Annotated in this window: 17 protein-coding genes; 12 read left to right on the top strand and 5 right to left on the bottom strand. The window is 69.7% G+C overall.

Annotated elements, in window-relative coordinates:
• Positions 1-124: 124 nt before the first annotated feature.
• From K5L01_RS12015 to K5L01_RS12000, 4 genes are all read left to right on the top strand, one after another.
• The gene (locus K5L01_RS12015; RefSeq protein WP_250064744.1) at positions 125-1,144 is read left to right on the top strand and encodes a ribonucleotide-diphosphate reductase subunit beta; all 1,020 of its coding nucleotides are present in this window, start codon (positions 125-127) and stop codon (positions 1,142-1,144) included.
• 149 nt (positions 1,145-1,293) lie between these two features.
• Positions 1,294-1,695 carry an acyl-CoA thioesterase gene (locus tag K5L01_RS12010; RefSeq protein WP_250064743.1) on the top strand — a complete coding sequence of 134 codons (402 nt, stop codon included), beginning with the start codon at positions 1,294-1,296 and terminating at the stop codon, positions 1,693-1,695.
• 44 nt (positions 1,696-1,739) lie between these two features.
• On the top strand, positions 1,740-2,573 hold the full coding sequence (locus tag K5L01_RS12005; protein WP_250064976.1) for an NAD-dependent protein deacetylase: 834 nt from the start codon (positions 1,740-1,742) through the stop codon (positions 2,571-2,573).
• Between the two features lie 71 nt (positions 2,574-2,644).
• Positions 2,645-3,751, top strand: a complete 1,107-nt coding sequence (locus K5L01_RS12000) for an NADH:flavin oxidoreductase/NADH oxidase (RefSeq protein WP_250064742.1) — start codon at positions 2,645-2,647, stop codon at positions 3,749-3,751.
• Between the two features lie 64 nt (positions 3,752-3,815).
• Here the strand turns inward: K5L01_RS12000 and K5L01_RS11995 are convergent, their stop codons facing one another.
• Positions 3,816-4,742 carry a LysR family transcriptional regulator gene (locus tag K5L01_RS11995; RefSeq protein ID WP_250064741.1) on the bottom strand — a complete coding sequence of 309 codons (927 nt, stop codon included), beginning with the start codon at positions 4,740-4,742 and terminating at the stop codon, positions 3,816-3,818.
• A 221-nt stretch (positions 4,743-4,963) separates the two neighbouring features.
• Between K5L01_RS11995 and aceE the strand changes: the two genes are divergently transcribed.
• The 3 genes from aceE to purU all read left to right on the top strand — a co-directional run bounded on the left by aceE (position 4,964) and on the right by purU (position 9,888).
• The gene (gene aceE, locus K5L01_RS11990; protein WP_250064740.1) at positions 4,964-7,633 is read left to right on the top strand and encodes a pyruvate dehydrogenase (acetyl-transferring), homodimeric type; all 2,670 of its coding nucleotides are present in this window, start codon (positions 4,964-4,966) and stop codon (positions 7,631-7,633) included.
• A complete protein-coding gene (gene aceF / locus K5L01_RS11985; RefSeq protein WP_425603886.1) occupies positions 7,563-8,972 on the top strand; it encodes a dihydrolipoyllysine-residue acetyltransferase in 1,410 nt (469 codons plus the stop codon). Before aceE ends, aceF begins: the two co-directional genes overlap by 71 nt.
• 64 nt (positions 8,973-9,036) lie before the next feature.
• Complete coding sequence (gene purU, locus K5L01_RS11980; protein WP_250064738.1) at positions 9,037-9,888, top strand: formyltetrahydrofolate deformylase; 852 nt, start codon at positions 9,037-9,039, stop codon at positions 9,886-9,888.
• Positions 9,889-9,907: 19 nt separating this feature from the next.
• Here the strand turns inward: purU and pncA are convergent, their stop codons facing one another.
• Complete coding sequence (gene pncA / locus K5L01_RS11975; RefSeq protein ID WP_250064737.1) at positions 9,908-10,531, bottom strand: bifunctional nicotinamidase/pyrazinamidase; 624 nt, start codon at positions 10,529-10,531, stop codon at positions 9,908-9,910.
• 98 nt (positions 10,532-10,629) lie between these two features.
• Here pncA and K5L01_RS11970 point away from each other — a divergent pair, with 98 nt between their 5' ends.
• Positions 10,630-11,391, top strand: coding sequence for an MgtC/SapB family protein (locus tag K5L01_RS11970; RefSeq protein ID WP_250064736.1), 762 nt, complete (start codon positions 10,630-10,632; stop codon positions 11,389-11,391).
• Between the two features lie 68 nt (positions 11,392-11,459).
• Here the strand turns inward: K5L01_RS11970 and K5L01_RS11965 are convergent, their stop codons facing one another.
• Positions 11,460-11,792, bottom strand: coding sequence for an SMR family transporter (locus K5L01_RS11965; RefSeq protein WP_250064735.1), 333 nt, complete (start codon positions 11,790-11,792; stop codon positions 11,460-11,462).
• A 405-nt stretch (positions 11,793-12,197) separates the two neighbouring features.
• Here K5L01_RS11965 and dusA point away from each other — a divergent pair, with 405 nt between their 5' ends.
• The 4 genes from dusA to K5L01_RS11945 all read left to right on the top strand — a co-directional run bounded on the left by dusA (position 12,198) and on the right by K5L01_RS11945 (position 15,992).
• Positions 12,198-13,214 (top strand): tRNA dihydrouridine(20/20a) synthase DusA, encoded by a 1,017-nt coding sequence (gene dusA / locus K5L01_RS11960; protein ID WP_250064734.1) that lies wholly within the window; start codon positions 12,198-12,200, stop codon positions 13,212-13,214.
• Between the two features lie 186 nt (positions 13,215-13,400).
• Positions 13,401-13,790, top strand: coding sequence for a hypothetical protein (locus K5L01_RS11955; protein WP_425603885.1), 390 nt, complete (start codon positions 13,401-13,403; stop codon positions 13,788-13,790).
• A gap of 70 nt (positions 13,791-13,860) precedes the next feature.
• Positions 13,861-14,544 carry a response regulator transcription factor gene (locus K5L01_RS11950; RefSeq protein ID WP_250064733.1) on the top strand — a complete coding sequence of 228 codons (684 nt, stop codon included), beginning with the start codon at positions 13,861-13,863 and terminating at the stop codon, positions 14,542-14,544.
• A 20-nt stretch (positions 14,545-14,564) separates the two neighbouring features.
• On the top strand, positions 14,565-15,992 hold the full coding sequence (locus tag K5L01_RS11945) for an ATP-binding protein (RefSeq protein ID WP_250064732.1): 1,428 nt from the start codon (positions 14,565-14,567) through the stop codon (positions 15,990-15,992).
• Between the two features lie 90 nt (positions 15,993-16,082).
• Here the strand turns inward: K5L01_RS11945 and K5L01_RS11940 are convergent, their stop codons facing one another.
• Positions 16,083-16,868, bottom strand: a complete 786-nt coding sequence (locus K5L01_RS11940) for a M90 family metallopeptidase (RefSeq protein WP_250064731.1) — start codon at positions 16,866-16,868, stop codon at positions 16,083-16,085.
• Entirely contained in the window at positions 16,835-17,122 is a 288-nt protein-coding gene (locus K5L01_RS11935) for a hypothetical protein (protein ID WP_250064730.1), read from the bottom strand. The genes K5L01_RS11940 and K5L01_RS11935 overlap by 34 nt, the downstream gene beginning before the upstream one ends.
• Positions 17,123-17,227: the final 105 nt, after the last annotated feature.

Genomic DNA, 17,227 nt, shown 5'->3' with positions numbered 1-17,227 from the left:
TTGCCGTGCCGGCCGCAGGGCCAGCACCCCCGCCGTGGCGCGCCGGGCCCTGCCCGGCCGCCCGCTGATGCCCGCGGCCGCCCCCGGCCACGTCCGGCATCGTGCCCCCAGAAAGGAAACACCCATGTCCGCACAACCCCGCCAAATGCTGCTCGATCCCGGCTTCGAGCTGACCCTGCGTCCGATGCGCTACCCGGACTTCTACGAGATGTACCGCAACGCCATCAAGAACAGCTGGACGGTGGACGAGATCAACTTCCAGATCGACATCACCGACCTGCACCAGAAGATGACCGCGGCCGACCGCCACCTGATCCACCGCCTGGTCGCGTTCTTCGCCACCGGCGATTCGATCGTCTCCAACAACCTGGTGCTGAACCTGTACCAGCACCTCAATGCGCCGGAAGCGCGCATGTATCTGTCGCGCCAGCTGTACGAGGAAGCGCTGCACGTGCAGTTCTACCTGACCCTGCTGGACAACTACCTGCCGGACCCGGAAGAGCGCTTCAAGGCGTTCGCGGCGGTGGAGAACATCGACTCGATCAAGAAGAAGGCCGACTTCTGCTTCAAGTGGATCGATTCGATCCAGGGCCTGCAGCGCATCGAGACCCGCGAGCAGCGGCGCCAGTTCCTGCTCAACCAGATCTGCTTCGCCGCCTGCATCGAAGGCCTGTTCTTCTTCGCCGCCTTCGCCTACGTGTACTTCTTCCGTTCGCGCGGCCTGCTGCCGGGCCTGGCCTCGGGCACCAACTGGGTGTTCCGCGACGAGAGCTGCCACATGGAGTTCGCCTTCGAGTGCGTGCGCACCATCCGTGCCGAAGAGCCGGACCTGTTCGACGCGCGGATGGAGCAGCAGGTCTACGAGATGCTCGAGGAGGCCATCGAGTGCGAGGTGCAGTTCGCCGAGGACGTGCTGTCCGGCGGCGTGGCCGGCATCTCCACCCGCGACATGCGCCAGTACCTGCAGCACTGCGCCGACAACCACTTCGTGAAGCTGGGCATGGCGAAGAAGTACGACGTGCGCAACCCGCTGCCGTTCATGGAGCTGCAGGACGTGCAGGAGCTGACCAACTTCTTCGAGCGCCGGGTCTCGGCCTACCAGGTCGGCGTCAAGGGCGAAGTCGGCTTCGACCACGCATTCTGAGCGTCCGCCGCTGCCACGCCCGCCGTCTTGCGGCGGGCATCGGCCGCCCCCGCCGTGGCCGGGGGCGCGCTCTCCGGCCGTGACGGCTGCATCCAGCGGTCACGGCCGCTGCGTATGATCATCCCGTCATCCGCCGCGACCGCTCAGCCATGAACCCCCAGCCCGACACCGTCCCGCCCACCGAAGTCCGCATGGTGGAGATCGTCTTTCCCAACCACACCAACCACCTGGGCACGCTGTTCGGCGGCCAGGCGATGGCATGGATGGACAAGGCGGCCTTCCTCGCCGCTGCCCGCTATTCGCGCCGCACCGTGGTCACCGCGCATTCGGACCAGGTGGATTTCAAGCTGCCGATCCGCATCGGCGAGATGGTCGAGACCGTCGGCCGCGTGATCGAGGTCGGGCGCAGCTCGATGACGGTCCAGGTCGAGCTGATCGCCGAGGACCTGCACAGCGGCGAACGCAAGCTGTGCACGCGTGGCCACTTCGTGATGGTGGCGCTGGACGCCGACGGTCGTCCGACCTCGGTGCCGGCGTTGCCGTCGCCTTGAGCGTCGCGCCGGCCGGGCCGCCGTCCTCCGGGACAGCGGCTGCCCTGGCGGACACGCGGCTGGCCGGGTTCGTCGCCGCCCATCGGCGGCTGTTCGTCCTGACCGGCGCCGGCTGCAGCACCGACTCGGGCATCCCCGACTACCGGGGCGAGGACGGGCAGTGGAAGCGGCCCCCGCCGGTGGACTACCGCGACTTCATGGCCGATGCCGGCGCCCGCCGGCGCTACTGGGCACGCAGCCTGGTGGGCTGGCCGCGCTTCGGCGATGCGCGCCCGAACACCACCCATCGGGCGCTTGCGGCCCTGGCGGCCTCGGGCCGGGTGGAGCTGCTGCTGACCCAGAACGTGGACGGCCTGCACCAGCGCGCGGGCAGCGGCGACGTGATCGACCTGCACGGCCGTCTGGACCGGGTGCGATGCATGGGCTGCGACGCGCGCACGCCGCGCGGGGCGCTGCAGCAGCGCCTGCTCGCCGCCAATCCGGCCTGGGCGGCCCTGCAGGCGGCCCAGGCGCCGGACGGCGATGCCGACCTGGAAGGCGACTTCAGCGGATTCGTGGTGCCCGATTGCACGGACTGCGGCGGCCTGCTCAAGCCGGACGTGGTGTTCTTCGGCGAGAACGTGCCGCGCGAGCGGGTGGCCGCGGTCCAGGCGCACCTGCAGCGCACCGACGCGGTGCTGGTGGTGGGTTCGTCGTTGATGGTCTATTCCGGGTTCCGTTTCGTCGATGCCGCGGCCAGGGCCGGCCTGCCGGTGGCGGCGGTCAACCTCGGCCGCACCCGCGCCGACGCGCTGCTGTCGTTCAAGATCGAACAGCCCTGCGCGCAGGCGTTGGCCTTCCTGCTCGACGGGGAGCGGACAGACCGCAAGACGCAGTGATCCATGGTGCCGGTTGAATCGGCGCGGGCGCGGGCGTGCAATGTCGGCCCCTCCTGCCGGATCACCCCCCCGTGAGCCACCTGTTCTCGCCGCTGTCGCTCGGCCCGCTGTCGCTTTCCAACCGCATCGTCATCGCGCCGATGTGCCAGTACTCGGCCGACGACGGCCGCGCGAGCGATTGGCACGCCCAGCACCTGGGCACCCTGTCGCAGTCCGGCGCCGGCCTGCTGATCCTGGAGGCCACCGCGGTGGAACCGCGCGGGCGCATCAGCTGGGCCGACCTCGGGCTGTGGGACGACGCCACCGAGGCGGCGCTGGGCGCGGTGCTGGCCTCGGTGCGGCGCTGGTCGAGGATGCCCATCGGCATCCAGCTCGCCCATGCCGGGCGCAAGGCCTCCAGCGCCCGTCCATGGGACGGCGGTGGCGCCATCGCGCCGGATCAGGCCCGCGGCTGGCAGGTGGCGGCACCGTCGGCGCTGCCGTTCCACGCCGACGGCCCGGTTCCGCTGGCGCTGGACATCGAGGGCATCGACGGCGTGGTGGCGGCGTTCGCCGCTGCGGCGCGGCGGGCCGTGCGCCTGGGACTGGAACTGATCGAGATCCATGCCGCGCACGGCTATCTGCTGCATCAGTTCCTGTCGCCGCTGAGCAACCGGCGCGAGGATGCGTATGGCGGTCCGCTGGAGAACCGCATGCGGCTGCTGCTGCGCGTGTTCGATGCGGTGCGCGCCGCGGTGCCGGCCAGCGTCGCGGTGGGCGTGCGCATCTCCGCCAGCGACTGGGTGGAGGGCGGCTGGGACGTGGCGCAGAGCCTGGTCGTGGCACAGGCCCTGGAAGCGCGCGGCAGCGACTTCCTCCACGTCTCCAGCGGCGGACTGGACCCGCGCCAACAGATCCCGGTCGGCCCGGGCTACCAGGTGCCGCTAGCCGAGGCGATCCGCGCGCAGGTGCGCACGCCGGTCATCGCCGTCGGCCTGATCACCGGTGCGCGCCAGGCCGAGGCGATCCTGGCCGAGGGCCGGGCCGACGCCATCGGCATCGCCCGCGGCATCCTCTACGACCCGCGCTGGCCGTGGCACGCGGCGGCCGAACTGGGCGCGCGCCTGCAGCCAGCGCCGCAATACCTGCGCTGCGAACCGCACGAAGCGCGCGGCCTGTTCGCCGCACCGGCGCGCTGAGCCGCCGCGGAGGACCTGCCCGCCCGGCGCGCCAGGCGGGCGTACGCCGGGCGCGTGGGTGCCGTCAGGCCACCCGCCACGCCGCGGGCAGGCCTTCCACGATGTGCCGCATCAGCGCGCGCACCTTCGGTGTCAGGTCGCGGCGGTCGTTCACGCAGAGGAACAGCCGCATCGGTTCCGGGGCGGCATGGGCGCCGCCGGCGTCGCCGGGTTCGAACAGGGCCTGCAGTTCGCCGCGGGCCAGGTAGGGCGCGGCGACGAACGCCGCCAGCCGGGTGATGCCGCCGCCGGCGACGGCCATCGCCGCGAGCGCATCGATGTCGTCGCCGACCAGGGCCGGGCTGACTTCGGCGTCGAAGCGCTGGCCGTCGCGGACGAACCCCCAGCGCAGGTAGCGTCCATCCCGCGGGTGGCGGAACAGCAGGCAGCGGTGCGCGCGCAGCGCTTCCGGCGTGGACGGCATGCCGGCCTCGGCCAGGTACGACGGGGCGGCGCAGAACACGAACGGAACCTGTGCGATCGGCCGTGCCACCAGCCCTTCCTCCAGCTGCGGCTCGATGCGGATGCTGACGTCCACATCCTCGTGGGCGTGGTCGACGCTGCGGTCGGTCAGCAGCAGTTCGACCGCCAGCCGCGGGTAGCGGGCCTGCAGCCCCGGCAGCAGCGGCGCCAGCGCATGGCGGCCGAAGGCGGTGCTGCTGGCGATGCGCAGGCGTCCTTCCGGCGCCGCATCCAGGGCGGTCACCGCGGCCTGCGCGCGCAGCAGGTCGCGCTCGATATGGCGTACCTGGGCCAGGTAGACCGCGCCGCGTTCGGTCAGCGCCAGCTGCCGGGTGGTGCGGTTGAACAGGCGTACGCCCAGGTGCGCCTCGAGCCGGGCGATGTTCTGCCCGACCGCGGCGGCGCTGACGCCCAGGGTACGGGCCGCGGCGGCGAGGCTGCCGGCATCGGCGGTGCGGATGAAACTGCGGATTGACTGGAGAATATTCATCCTGGATGCCACTTCGGCGCCTATTGCAAAGATTTTCTTTGTAAAGCGCCAAGCCGCCGCCGTCTACCGGGCGCGTTGGCCACCTCCTATCGTGCTGCTCCCGCAACCGCCAGGTTGCCCGCACGCCACGGCGCCGCCGTCGCGACGCCGCTCCAGCGCCTGTCCGCTCTGCCGCCGCCGTCGCTCCACGCGGCCGGCGTGCCTTCTCTGGAGATAGTTTCGTGAACCAAGCGCTGGTGCCCGCCGATGTCGACCCCCAGGAAACCCAGGAATGGCGGGAGGCGCTGGACGTGGTGATCCAGGCCGACGGCCGGCCGCGCGCACACTACCTGATCGACCAGCTCACCGAGCTGGACATCCAGCGCCATGGCGACCTGCATGAGCGGGTCTGGACCGCCTACGTCAACACCATCCCGCCCGAACGCCAGCCGGCCTATCCCGGGGACCTGGCCATCGAGCGCCGCCTGAACGCGATGATCCGCTGGAACGCGATGGTCATGGTGCTGCGCGCCGGCAGGCATTCCAACGTCGGCGGCCACATCGCCACCTACCAGTCGGCGGCAGTGCTGTACGACGTGGGCTTCGACCACTTCTTCCGTGGCCGTACCGACACCTTCGACGGCGACATGATCTACATCCAGGGCCACTCCGCGCCGGGCATCTATGGCCGCGCGTACGTGGAAGGCCGCATCGATCCGGCGCGGATGGACAACTTCCGCCGCGAGGCCGGCCGCGAGGGCCTGTCCTCGTATCCGCACCCGCGCCTGATGCCGGAGTTCTGGCAGTTCCCCACCGTGTCGATGGGCCTGGGGCCGCTGACCGCCGCCTACCAGGCGCGCTACATGCGTTACCTCGAATACCGCGGCCTGAAGCAGCACCAGGGCCGCAAGGTCTGGGCCTTCCTCGGCGACGGCGAGATGGACCAGCCCGAATCGCTGGCGGCGATCTCGGTGGCCGGCCGCGAACGGCTGGACAACCTGGTGTTCGTGGTCAACTGCAACCTGCAGCGGCTCGATGGCCCGGTGCGCGGCAACGCCAAGGTCATCCAGGAACTGGAAGGCACTTTCCGCGCGGCCGGCTGGAACGTGATCAAGGTGATCTGGGGCAGCGGCTGGGACGAGCTGCTGGCCCGCGACCCTGGCGGCCTGCTGCGCCAGCGCATGATGGAATGCGTGGATGGCGACTACCAGACCTTCAAGTCGCAGAACGGCGCCTATGTGCGCGAGCACTTCTTCGGCCGCCACCCGGAACTGCTGGCGCTGGTCGCGCACCTGAGCGACGAGGAGATCTGGGCGCTGGCGCGCGGCGGCCACGATCCGCAGAAGGTCTACGCCGCCTACCGGCAGGCGATGGACACCGATGGCCGCCCCACCGTCATCCTGGCCAAGACGGTCAAGGGCTTCGGCATGGGCGAGGCCGGGGAGGGCCAGAACATCAACCACCAGCTGAAGAAGATGAGCGCCGACGCGGTGCGCGCCTTCCGCGACCGCTTCGACCTGCCGGTCAGCGACGCGCAGCTGGAGGAGATGCCCTACCTGCGCCCGCAACCGGGCAGTCCCGAAGCGGCCTACTTCGCCGAGCGCCGCCGCATCCAGGGCGGGCAACTGCCGGCGCGCCTGGCCAGGGTCGACCCGCTGCCGCTGCCACCGCTGTCGATCTTCAACACCCAGCTGCAGGGCAGCGGCGATCGCGGCCAGTCCACCACCATGGGCTTCGTGCGCATCCTCAGCACCCTGCTCAAGGACCCGGAACTGGGCAAGCTGGTGATTCCGATCGTGCCCGACGAGTCGCGCACCTTCGGCATGGAAGGCCTGTTCCGCCAGATCGGCATCCATTCGTACCTGGGCCAGCTGTACACCCCGCAGGACGCCGGGCAGCTGAGCTACTACAAGGAGGCCAAGGACGGCCAGATCCTGCAGGAAGGCATCAACGAATCCGGTGCGATCTGCTCCTGGATCGCCGCCGGCACCGCCTACAGCAACCATGGCCTGGCGACGATTCCGTTCTACATCTTCTACTCGATGTTCGGCCTGCAGCGCGTCGGCGACCTGGCCTGGGCGGCGGCCGACGCGCGCACCCGCGGCTTCCTGCTCGGCGCCACCTCGGGCCGCACCACGCTGATGGGCGAGGGCCTGCAGCACGACGACGGCCACAGCCACGTGCTGTCCTCGGTGATCCCCAGCTGCGTGTCCTACGACCCGGCGTTCAACCACGAGCTGGCGGTGATCATCCACGACGGCCTGCGCCGGATGTACGTGGAGCAGGAGGACATCTACTACTACATCACCCTGCTCAACGAGAACTACCCGCAGCCGGCGCTGCCCGAGGGCGCCGAGGCCGGCATCCTGAAGGGCCTGTACCTGCTGCGCCCCGCCCCCGACGCCGCCGCGTCGCCGCGCGTGCAGCTGATGGGCAGCGGCGCGATCCTGCGCGAAGTGCTGGCCGCCGCCGACCTGCTGCAGCAGGACTTCGGCATCGCCTGCGATGTGTGGAGCGCGACCAGCCTGACCGAGCTGCGCCGGGATGGGCTGGCGGCCGAGCGCTGGAACCTGCTGCACCCGGCGGACGCGTCGCGCGTTCCCTACGTGCGGCAGTGCCTGCAGGGCCACGATGGCCCGGTGGTGGTGGCCACCGACTACATGAAGATCGTCGGCGACCAGATCCGCCCCTTCGTCGACGACCGCCGCTTCACCGCACTGGGCACCGACGGTTTCGGCCGCTCGGACACGCGCGAGTCGCTGCGCGCCTTCTTCGAGGTCGATCGGCATTACATCGTGCTGGCGGCGCTGAAGTCGCTGGCCGACGACGGCCGCATCGAACGTGGCCGGGTGCAGGACGCCATCGACCGGTATGCGATCGACACCGGCAAGCCCGATCCGGCGGCCGCCTGAGCCGGCAGCGACGCCCCCGGGTCCGCATGCCGCGCGATCCGCACAGCCAGTTGGAGAATGCATGGGCAGGTTGGAAGAAATCAGGGTCCCGGACATCGGCGGCCAGACCGGGGTGCCGGTGATCGAGCTGATGGCCTCCGTCGGCGACGCCGTCGCGGTCGGCCAGGGGCTGGTGACGCTGGAATCGGACAAGGCGACGATCGAGGTGCCTTCGCCGGTGGCGGGCGTACTGCGCGAGTGGAAAGTCCAGGTGGGCGACACGTTGTCCGAAGGGCAGCAGGTGGCGCTGGTGGAAGTGGAGGCGGCCGACGCCGGTGCGGTGCCGGAGACGGCGCCGCCGGCGCCATCGCCGCCCGCCGTCGTGGAGCCGCCTCCCGGCACGCCTGCACCCGCCGTCGTGGCCGCTGCCACGTCGGTGCCGGTGCCGCCGCATGCCAGTCCGCTGGCGCGGCGCATCGCCCGCGAACGGCGGGTGGAGATCCAGCGGCTGCGCGGGACCGCGCGCGGTGGCCGTATCTCCCGTGAGGACGTGCTGGCGGCCGTGCAGGGCGTACCCGCCGCCCCGCACGATGCCGTCGCCACCACGCAGGACGGCGAGGGGTTCGCCATGCTGCCCTGGCCCGAACCGGATTTTTCCCGTTTCGGCCAGGTGGCAACGCAGTCGATGGGCCGTGTCCGGCGGATATCGGCGGCCAACCTGTCGCGCAACTGGGTGCGCATCCCGCATGTCACCCAGCACGAGGACGCCGATATCGGCGCGCTGGAAGCGCTGCGCCTGCAGCTCAACGGCGAACGGCCGGAGGACGGCGTCCGGCTGACCCTGCTCGCCTTCCTGATCAAGGCCTGCGCCGGCCTGCTTGGACGGTTTCCGGATTTCAACGCCTCGCTCGATGCTGGCGGCGAAACGCTGGTGCTCAAGAAGTACGTGCACATCGGCTTCGCCACCGACACGGCGGACGGGCTGGTGGTGCCGGTGGTGCGCGACGCCGACCGCAAGGGGCTGCTGGACATCGCCCGGGAGACCGCCGCGCTGGCGCGGCAGGCGCGCGAAGGCGGGCTGGCGGCGGCCGACATGCAGGGCGGCTGCTTCACGATCAGCTCGCTGGGGGGCATCGGCGGCAACCGCTTCACCCCGATCATCAATGCCCCGGAGGTGGCGATCCTCGGCGTTTCCAGGGCGGCGATGCGCCCGGTATGGGATGGCCAGGCATTCCAGCCCCGGTTGATGCTGCCCTTGTCGCTGTCCTACGACCACCGTGTCATCGATGGCGCGGCCGCCGCGCGGTTCACCACGGCATTGGCACAGGTGCTCGCCGACATGCGGCGGCTGCTGCTGTAGCAGTGGCTTGGTTGCAGCTGAGAGCATTGTTTACTGCGGTGCAGCACTGCCCTACATTGCCGCCATGCGCCCCGACTACATCCTCACGCTTTCCTGCCCGGACCGCACCGGCATCGTCTACCGCGTCTCCGGCCTGCTGTTCGAGGCCGGCTGCAACATCCTCGATGCTCAGCAGTTCGGCGACGAGGAGAGCGGCCGCTTCTTCCTGCGCGTGCATTTCGACGCTGCCGGTCCCGCCGACGCGCCGGCGTTGCGGGTGGCCCTGCAGCAGCTGGGCGAGACTTTCGCGATGGACTGGCAGCTGCACGACGCGCAGCGCCGCGCACGCCTGCTGGTGCTGGTCAGCCGCCAGGGCCATTGCCTGAACGATCTGCTGTTCCGTACCCACAGCGGCCAGCTGCCGGTCGAGATCGCCGCGGTGGCCTCCAACCACGGCGACTTCGCCGCCCTGGCCGGGTCCTATGGCACGCCGTTCCACCACCTGCCGGTGGATGCCGGCAACCGCGCGCAGCAGGAGCGGCAGATCCTCGATCTCGTCGAGCGCGAGCGCATCGACCTGGTGGTGCTGGCGCGCTACATGCAGATCCTTTCGCCGGAGCTGTGCCAGGCGTTGTCCGGCCGGGCGATCAACATCCACCACAGCTTCCTGCCCAGCTTCAAGGGCGCCCAGCCCTACCACCAGGCGCACGCGCGCGGCGTCAAGATCATCGGCGCGACCGCGCACTACGTGACCAGCGATCTCGACGAGGGGCCGATCATCGAGCAGGACGTCGCCCGGGTGGACCATGCGATGACGCCGCGCGAGCTGGTGCGGCTGGGCAGCGATACCGAATCGCTGGTACTGGCGCGCGCGGTGCGCCGCCATGTGGAACACCGCATCCTGCTCAACGGCCACCGCACGGTGGTGTTCCGCTGAGCGTGGGCGGCGGGCGGCTTCAGCCGTCGATGCCGATGCCGGCCTCGAGCAGCGCGATGCGGGTCGCCTCGTCGCTGTCCGGCGACACCGGCCGGCTGAGCGCCCACAGCACGCGCACCCGGAAGCCGCTGATGGCGGCATCCTGCGCGCTCCACAGGACGCAGTAGTCGCGCGCCAGCCCGCAGACATGGACCTCGGCGATGCCGCGCTCGTGCAGCCAGCCGGCAAGGCCGGTGGCGGGGCGGTCGCCCTGCGGGCCGATGTTCTCGCGGAAGGCGCTGTAGGAATCGACCTGGCGGTCGCTGCCCTTGCGCAGGATCAGGTCGGCGCTGCGCCAGTCCACCTGCCGGTGCAGCGCGGCGCCCTCGCTGCCCTGCACGCAGTGATCGGGCCACAGGGTCTGCGCGTGGCCGTGCAGCGGGATCGATTCGAACGGCCTGCGCCCCGGGTGCTGGCTCGCGAACGAGGCATGGTCGGCCGGGTGCCAGTCCTGGGTCGCGACCACGGTGCGGTAGCGGCGCTGTGCGAGCAGGGCGGCGATGCCCGGGACGATGGTGTCGCCCTGGTGGCAGGGCAGTGCGCCGCCGGGCATGAAGTCGGGTTGCAGGTCGATCACCAGCAGGGCTGTGTCATTGCCGTACATCGCGGGGTCCGGTGCGGGGAACGCCTACTGTAGCGCCGGGCACCGGCGGGCGGGACCCGGACCACCGCAGGGCCCGGCCCGGACCTTCAGGAAACGCTGTGGCTGTGCCGCATGTCCGGCACATCGGCCTACACTGCATCGATGGCAGGTGCGTGCAGGAGGTGGAGATGATCCAGTGGTGGGAGATCGGCATGCGCTTGGTGCTGGCCGCGCTGCTGGGCGCGGTGATCGGCATCAACCGCGGCCGCCTGGAGTGGGCGGCGGGGCTGCGCACGCACATGCTGGTCTGCGTCGGTTCGGCGCTGGCCATCATCGTCTCCGCGTTCGGCTTCTTCGATGTGCTGGGACGGCCGGGCATCCAGCTGGACCCGTCGCGGATCGCCGCGCAGGTGATCAGCGGCGTCGGCTTCCTCGGTGCCGGCACCATCCTGTTCCTGCAGCGGGAGCAGGTGATCCGCGGGTTGACTACGGCCGCGGGATTGTGGGCGGTGGCATCGATCGGCCTGGCCGCGGGCGCCGGCCTGTACGCCGCCGCGGCGATGGCCACGGCGCTGCTGTGGGCGATCCTGGCCCTGCTGAAACCCCTGGAGCAGCGCTACCTGCGGCGCCGTGCGCGCAGCGGCCGGTTGCGCCTGCGGGTGGCCGCGGGCACGCCGCTGGCGCGGGTCGAGACCGCGGCCAGCGACGCCGGACTGCCGGTCAAGCGCATCACCCTGCGGCCACGCGAGCAGGGCGACGACATCGTCGACATCGACTGCGATCCGCCGTTGCCGCGGGATCGCCTGCTGGCGCAGGCCGAGGTGCTGGGCCGTGTCGAAGGCGTGGTCTCGGTGGAGCTGCCGGGGCTGGCCCTGGGCTGAGCGGACCGCGGGCCGGGCGCGCGCGACCGTGCCCGCAGGCGCGGTACGCCGGACGGCGCGCGCTGCGCTCAATGCACGCTGGCGCGCGAGAACAGGTTGATCACCATCACCCCGGCGCAGATCAGGCCGATGCCGACCATCGCCGCGAGGTCGAGCTTCTGCTTGAACACGAACAGGCCGATCAGCGAGATCAGCACGATGCCGACCCCGGACCAGATCGCATAGGCGATGCCGGTCGGCACGGTTTTCATCACCAGCGACAGCAGCCAGAAGCACAGGCCGTAGCCGAGCAGCGAGCCCAGCGTCGGCCAGGGCCGGCTCATGCCGTCGGAGGCCTTCAGCAGCGAGGTGGCGATGACTTCCAGGACGATGGCGCAGGCCAGCAGGAGATAGGCGTTCATCGGGCAATTCTGCCTGGTTCCAGGCAGCAGGATGTGGCGTACCAGGCCCGATCAGCTCGGCCAGCGATCAGAGGTAGTACTTATTTTGCTGGCGTCGACACGTTATGGGCGCCGCTGCAGGGGTGCTGCTGATAGTCGGAGGCGTTCTGGTATTTGACGGTTTTCGGAGCCGGAGCTGCTGTCTAACAGCGGCAGCGGCTTCTTCCCAGGAGTCATATGTCCTGAAACGGCTGTATTTTCCAAGCAGGGCTGTTATCGGTCGTGATGGGGCCGTTGCCATGTAAAATGGCGTTCCGCGGACCTGTGGCTTTCTGGGTGGTTCGGTAGGGGCCATCGGTCTCTTCCGTGCCGCCGCGACAGCGTCCCGATCCCAGTGGACATGCCATAGCAATGCAGCAGTTCGAGATGCCCGCGCTGCAAGCGGTGCGCCCTAATCCAGATGTCCTCGAGGGCCTGCGGCTCTCAGTGGCGCCCATGATGGACTGGACCGATACCCACTGCCGGGTGTTCCATCGGCTCCTTGCACCCGGGGCACGGCTGTATACCGAGATGGTGCATGCCAACGCGGTGATCCATGGCGACCGCCAGCGGTTGCTCGGGTTCGATGCCGGCGAGCATCCGCTGGCCTTGCAGCTGGGGGGCAGTGATCCCGCCCTGCTCGCGCAGGCGGCGCGGATCGCCGAGGACTGGGGCTACGACGAGGTCAACCTCAACTGCGGTTGCCCGTCCGATCGCGTGCAGGCGGGGCGTTTCGGCGCCTGCCTGATGCGCGAGCCGGCGCTGGTGGCGGAGTGCGTGGCGGCCATGGTGGCGGCGGTACGGGTTCCGGTCACCGTGAAGTGCCGGCTGGGCGTGGACGATGACGACGATTACGCGGCCTTCGCTGCATTCGTCGACCGCCAAGTCGGGGCGGGCGCGGCGATGATCGTCGTGCATGCCCGCAACGCCTGGCTCAAGGGGTTGTCGCCGAAGGAGAACCGCGAGGTCCCGCCCCTGCGGTACGACTGGGCCTATCGGTTGAAGCGGGAGCGGCCGGCGTTGCCGGTGGTGCTCAACGGCGGTCTGGCGACGGTGGAGGCCGCGCAGGCGCAGTTGGCGCATGTGGACGGTGTGATGCTGGGGCGTGCCGCCTACCACGATCCGTACGTGCTGCACCTGCTCGAGGCCGTTCAGACCGGCGCTCCCGTGCGCAGCCGTGAGGCGATGCTGGAGGCCCTGCGTCCCTATGTGGAGGAGCAGCTGCGGCGCGGGGTCGGGTTGAAGCACATCACCCGCCACTTGCTGGGGCTGTACCACGGCCAGCCGGGGGGGCGCGGTTTCCGCAAGGTCCTCAGCGAAGGGGCGCACCTGCCCGGTGCGGGTTGGGGGCTGGTCGAGCAGGCGGTGGCGGTCACCCGGGTCCAGGCGGAGCGGTGCGGGTAAGGAGCGATCACGCATTCAGTTCGGTCATGTAGCTGAACGGGGCGGGATGGGCGTGGGTAGGGTTCAGACCGGATTCACCCCTAAAAATCAAGAATTTGCCTCGATTTCGTAAGGGTCGTGAAAATTTCCGTGACCCCATGTTTCACGGATTTTGAACGATCCGTTGCACTTCGATAGGATCACCCCATGCTCCCGGTTCCGCGTCACAGTCTGGTCCTCGCTCTTGCCACCGCCGTACTCGCGGTGGCGATGCCGTTGGCGCAGGCACAGGCGCAGGATGCGCGGCAGGAATCGATGCGCGCCGGCATGCGTGAAATGCCGCGGTCGCGGGCGCAGGAAGGGGCCATGCGCGGCAATGTGGGGTCGCTTTCCGATTCGGTACGGCGCGTGCAGCGTGAAACCGGGGGGCGCATCCTCGGCGCCGAGCGCGTTCCCTATGACGGCCGCGACATCAACCGCGTCAAGTACATGGATGGCCGCGGTCGTGTCCGTTACATGGACGACACGACGCCCCAGCACCGGACGCCGCGCCGGCCCCACCAGGTCGAGCAGCCACCACACCGCGATAACCCGTGAGCGGCGATAGTTGTCCGCAATCCGCTCACTCACGCCGGTAATGGCCGGCCAAAGCAACTAGGGAGAGTTCATGCGTATCCTTCTGGTCGAAGACGAAGCCCCGCTGCGCGAGACCCTGGCAGCCCGGCTGAAGCGTGAGGGCTTTGCCGTCGATGCTGCGCAGGATGGCGAGGAAGGCCTCTACATGGGCCGCGAGGTGCCGTTCGATGTCGGCATCATCGATCTCGGGCTCCCGAAGATGTCGGGCATGGAGTTGATCAAGGCGCTGCGCGACGAGGGCAAGAAGTTCCCGGTGCTGATCCTGACCGCCCGTTCGAGCTGGCAGGACAAGGTCGAGGGCCTGAAGCAGGGGGCCGACGACTACCTGGTCAAGCCGTTCCATGTCGAGGAGCTGCTGGCCCGGGTGAACGCGCTGCTGCGCCGCGCCGCGGGCTGGTCCAAGCCCACCCTGGAATGCGGACCGGTCGCGCTCGACCTGGCGGCGCAGACGGTCAGCGTGAACGGTGCCAACGTCGACCTCACCAGCTACGAGTACAAGGTGCTCGAGTACCTGATGATGCATGCCGGTGAACTGGTCTCCAAGGCCGATCTCACCGAGCACATCTACCAGCAGGACTTCGACCGCGATTCCAACGTGCTGGAAGTGTTCATCGGCCGCCTGCGCAAGAAGCTGGATCCGGAAGGCGAACTCAAGCCGATCGAAACCGTGCGCGGTCGCGGCTACCGCTTCGCCATTCCGCGCAACGAGGGCTGATCCGCGTACGCGGAGCGGACATGGGCAACGGCCGTCTGTGGATCTTCCGGCGCTGGCGGCCGCGTTCGTTGCAGGCGCGCCAGCTGCTGGCCGCCTCGGTGGGCCTGGTCGCCTTCCTGGCGCTCGCCGGTTATGCGCTGGATGCGGCGTTCGCCGGAACGGCCCGCGCCAACCTTTCCGAGCGGCTGAAGAACTACGCCACCGCTTATGCGGCAGGCATCGATTTCACCCGCGACCGCTCGCTCTACATCCGCGAGCAGCCGCCCGACCCGCGTTTCGACGTGCCCGGCAGCGGCCTCTACCTGCAGGTGGTGATGCCGGGCCATTCCGGCAATTCGATGTCGGCCGAAGGGCCGATCCTGCCGGATGTCAGCGCCGGCATGCTGCAGCCGCGAGAGGAGATCTTCGAGGGCCCGCTGCCGATCGTGCAGATCGACGGTGCGCCCGGCGAGGTCTACCGCTACGGCATGGGCCTGGTATGGGGGGGCGATGGCACCCCCGAGACCGAATTCCCCTACACCATCTATGTGCTCGAGGATTCGCGTGCGCTGGGCAAGCAGCTGCGGATATTCCGCAGCGCGGTGTGGTTCTGGCTGGGCGTGACCGGCCTGATCCTGCTGCTGCTGCAGACACTGGTGCTGCAATGGAGCCTGCGGCCGCTCAAGCGCGTGATCAACGAATTGACCAAGGTGCAGCGCGGTGAGCGCGAGCGCATGAGCGAGATGCACCCGCGCGAGCTGGAGCCGCTGACCGACAGCATCAACGCCTTCATCGAGAGCGAGCGCGAGAACCTGGAGCGGCAGCGCAATACCCTGGCCGATCTCGCGCACAGCCTGAAGACGCCGATCGCCGTGCTGCGCACGCAGCTGGACAGCGGCGCCAGTGAATCGGCGCTGCGCGAGGAGCTGGACGTGCAACTGCAGCGCATGAACAACCTGGTCTCCTACCAGCTGGCGCGTGCGGCGTCGTCCGGCCACAAGTTGTTCTCGGCCCCGGTGGCGATCGAAGCCAGCGCCGAGGAGATCGTGCGCGGCCTGGAGAAGGTCTATGCCGCCAAGGGCGTGCTGTGCGAGTTTGAGCTGGAGCCGGACGTCAAGTTCTACGGCGAGCCGGGGGATCTCCAGGAGCTGCTCGGCAACCTGCTGGAGAACGCGTTCAAGTGGGCGCGGCGCCGCGTGCTGTTGACCGTGCGCGCGATTCCCTGCGCGCCCGGCCGCCGTGCCGGCCTGGAGCTGGCGGTGGACGATGACGGGCCGGGCATCGCCGAAGACAACATCGCCAAGGTGCTGCAGCGCGGGGTGCGCGGCGACGAGCGCGTACAGGGCCATGGCATTGGCCTGTCGATCGTGCAGGACCTGATCAAGGACTACCGTGGCGAACTGCAGGTGAAGCGCTCGGTCGAGCTGGGGGGCGCCCGTTTCGAGGTGACCCTGCCACCGGGCCTGTAGGGCCCGCGCCGCCTTCGCCGGCCATCGGCCGTCCGCGTCATTGGCACCGGTGCCGCAGCGGCGGGGTCCAGGCGGGGCGGCATGCCCGCATCAGCCGGCGAAGGGCGACGGGCCGTAGAAGCGTTTCAGGTGGGCGGCGATGTCGGGCATCTCGCGCTCCAGCAGGTCCGGCGCGGAGAAGTGGTATTCGGTGGCGACGGCAAAGAATTCCTCCGGTGCCTCGGCGGCGTAGGCATCGATCGCCGTCGCGTGCCCGGCATCCACCTGCTCGCAGAAAGCGTCGTAGCAGCGCTGGAAGTCGTCCGCCCACTGCCGCTGCCAGCTGCGCGGCAGCGGCGGCGTGCCGTCCATCGCGCCGTCGAGGATGTCGATCTTGTGCGCCATCTCATGCACCGCCACGCAGAAGCCGGCCTGCGGGTCGGCGATGTCCGCCTGCACGTCGGCCCATGACAACAGCAGCGGGCCGCTGTCCCAGGCTTCGCCGATCAGAGTGTCGTCCCATTCGTGCAGGACGCCGGCGGCGTCGACATGGCTGCGCCGCACCCGGAAGGCGTCGGGATAGACCACAAGTTCCGACCAGCCCAGTAGGCCCTCGCGGCCGAACTCGATCAGCGGCAGGCAGCACAGCGCGGCCAGCAGCAGCCGTTGCGCGGCGTCCAGCTGCAGGCCGCCCACGGGCGTGATGGTCTTGTCCCGGAGGAAGTGCGCCGCCAGCCCGCGCAGCCGCTGGCGGCGTTCGCTGTCCAGTGCGGCCAGCCAAGGGCACCCCCGGCATGTTTCCTGCCAGAGCGCCTCTTCCACGGTGGGTGGTTCGCGCCGCCAGCGGCGCAGCAACGACTGGATCAGCGGAACATCCCGGGCAGGAGCCGGTGCCACTTCGGCGCGCGCAGGCGGGGAATGATCTCCTCGTCGCTGCCGCCGCCGGCCTGCTCCGCTGGGGGCACGGCATGCTTGGCGCGGGCGGCCGGTGCGGCGTTGGCCAACTTCACCGAGGCCGCCGGGACGGCCACCCGCTCCACTTCGCCGGGATCGTAGCTGCAGCCGCTGTGCACCGACGCATCCAACGCTTCCGTGGCATGCGCGGCCAGAGGGGCCAGCAGCAGGATCAGGCAATGGGCGATACGGCGCATCGTTGACGTCCGGGGGCGATCGGGTCATCGATTCTAGCTTGCCTTTTCAGCTGAATTGGGAGGTCGCAGGACGGGCCGCTGCGCGTTCACGCATAATCCAGCGAT

Origin of the sequence: Stenotrophomonas mori (assembly GCF_023556335.1) — a bacterium.
GTDB classification, from domain to species: Bacteria; Pseudomonadota; Gammaproteobacteria; order Xanthomonadales; family Xanthomonadaceae; genus Stenotrophomonas; species Stenotrophomonas mori.
This window is presented reverse-complemented; position numbering and strand designations above follow the sequence as displayed.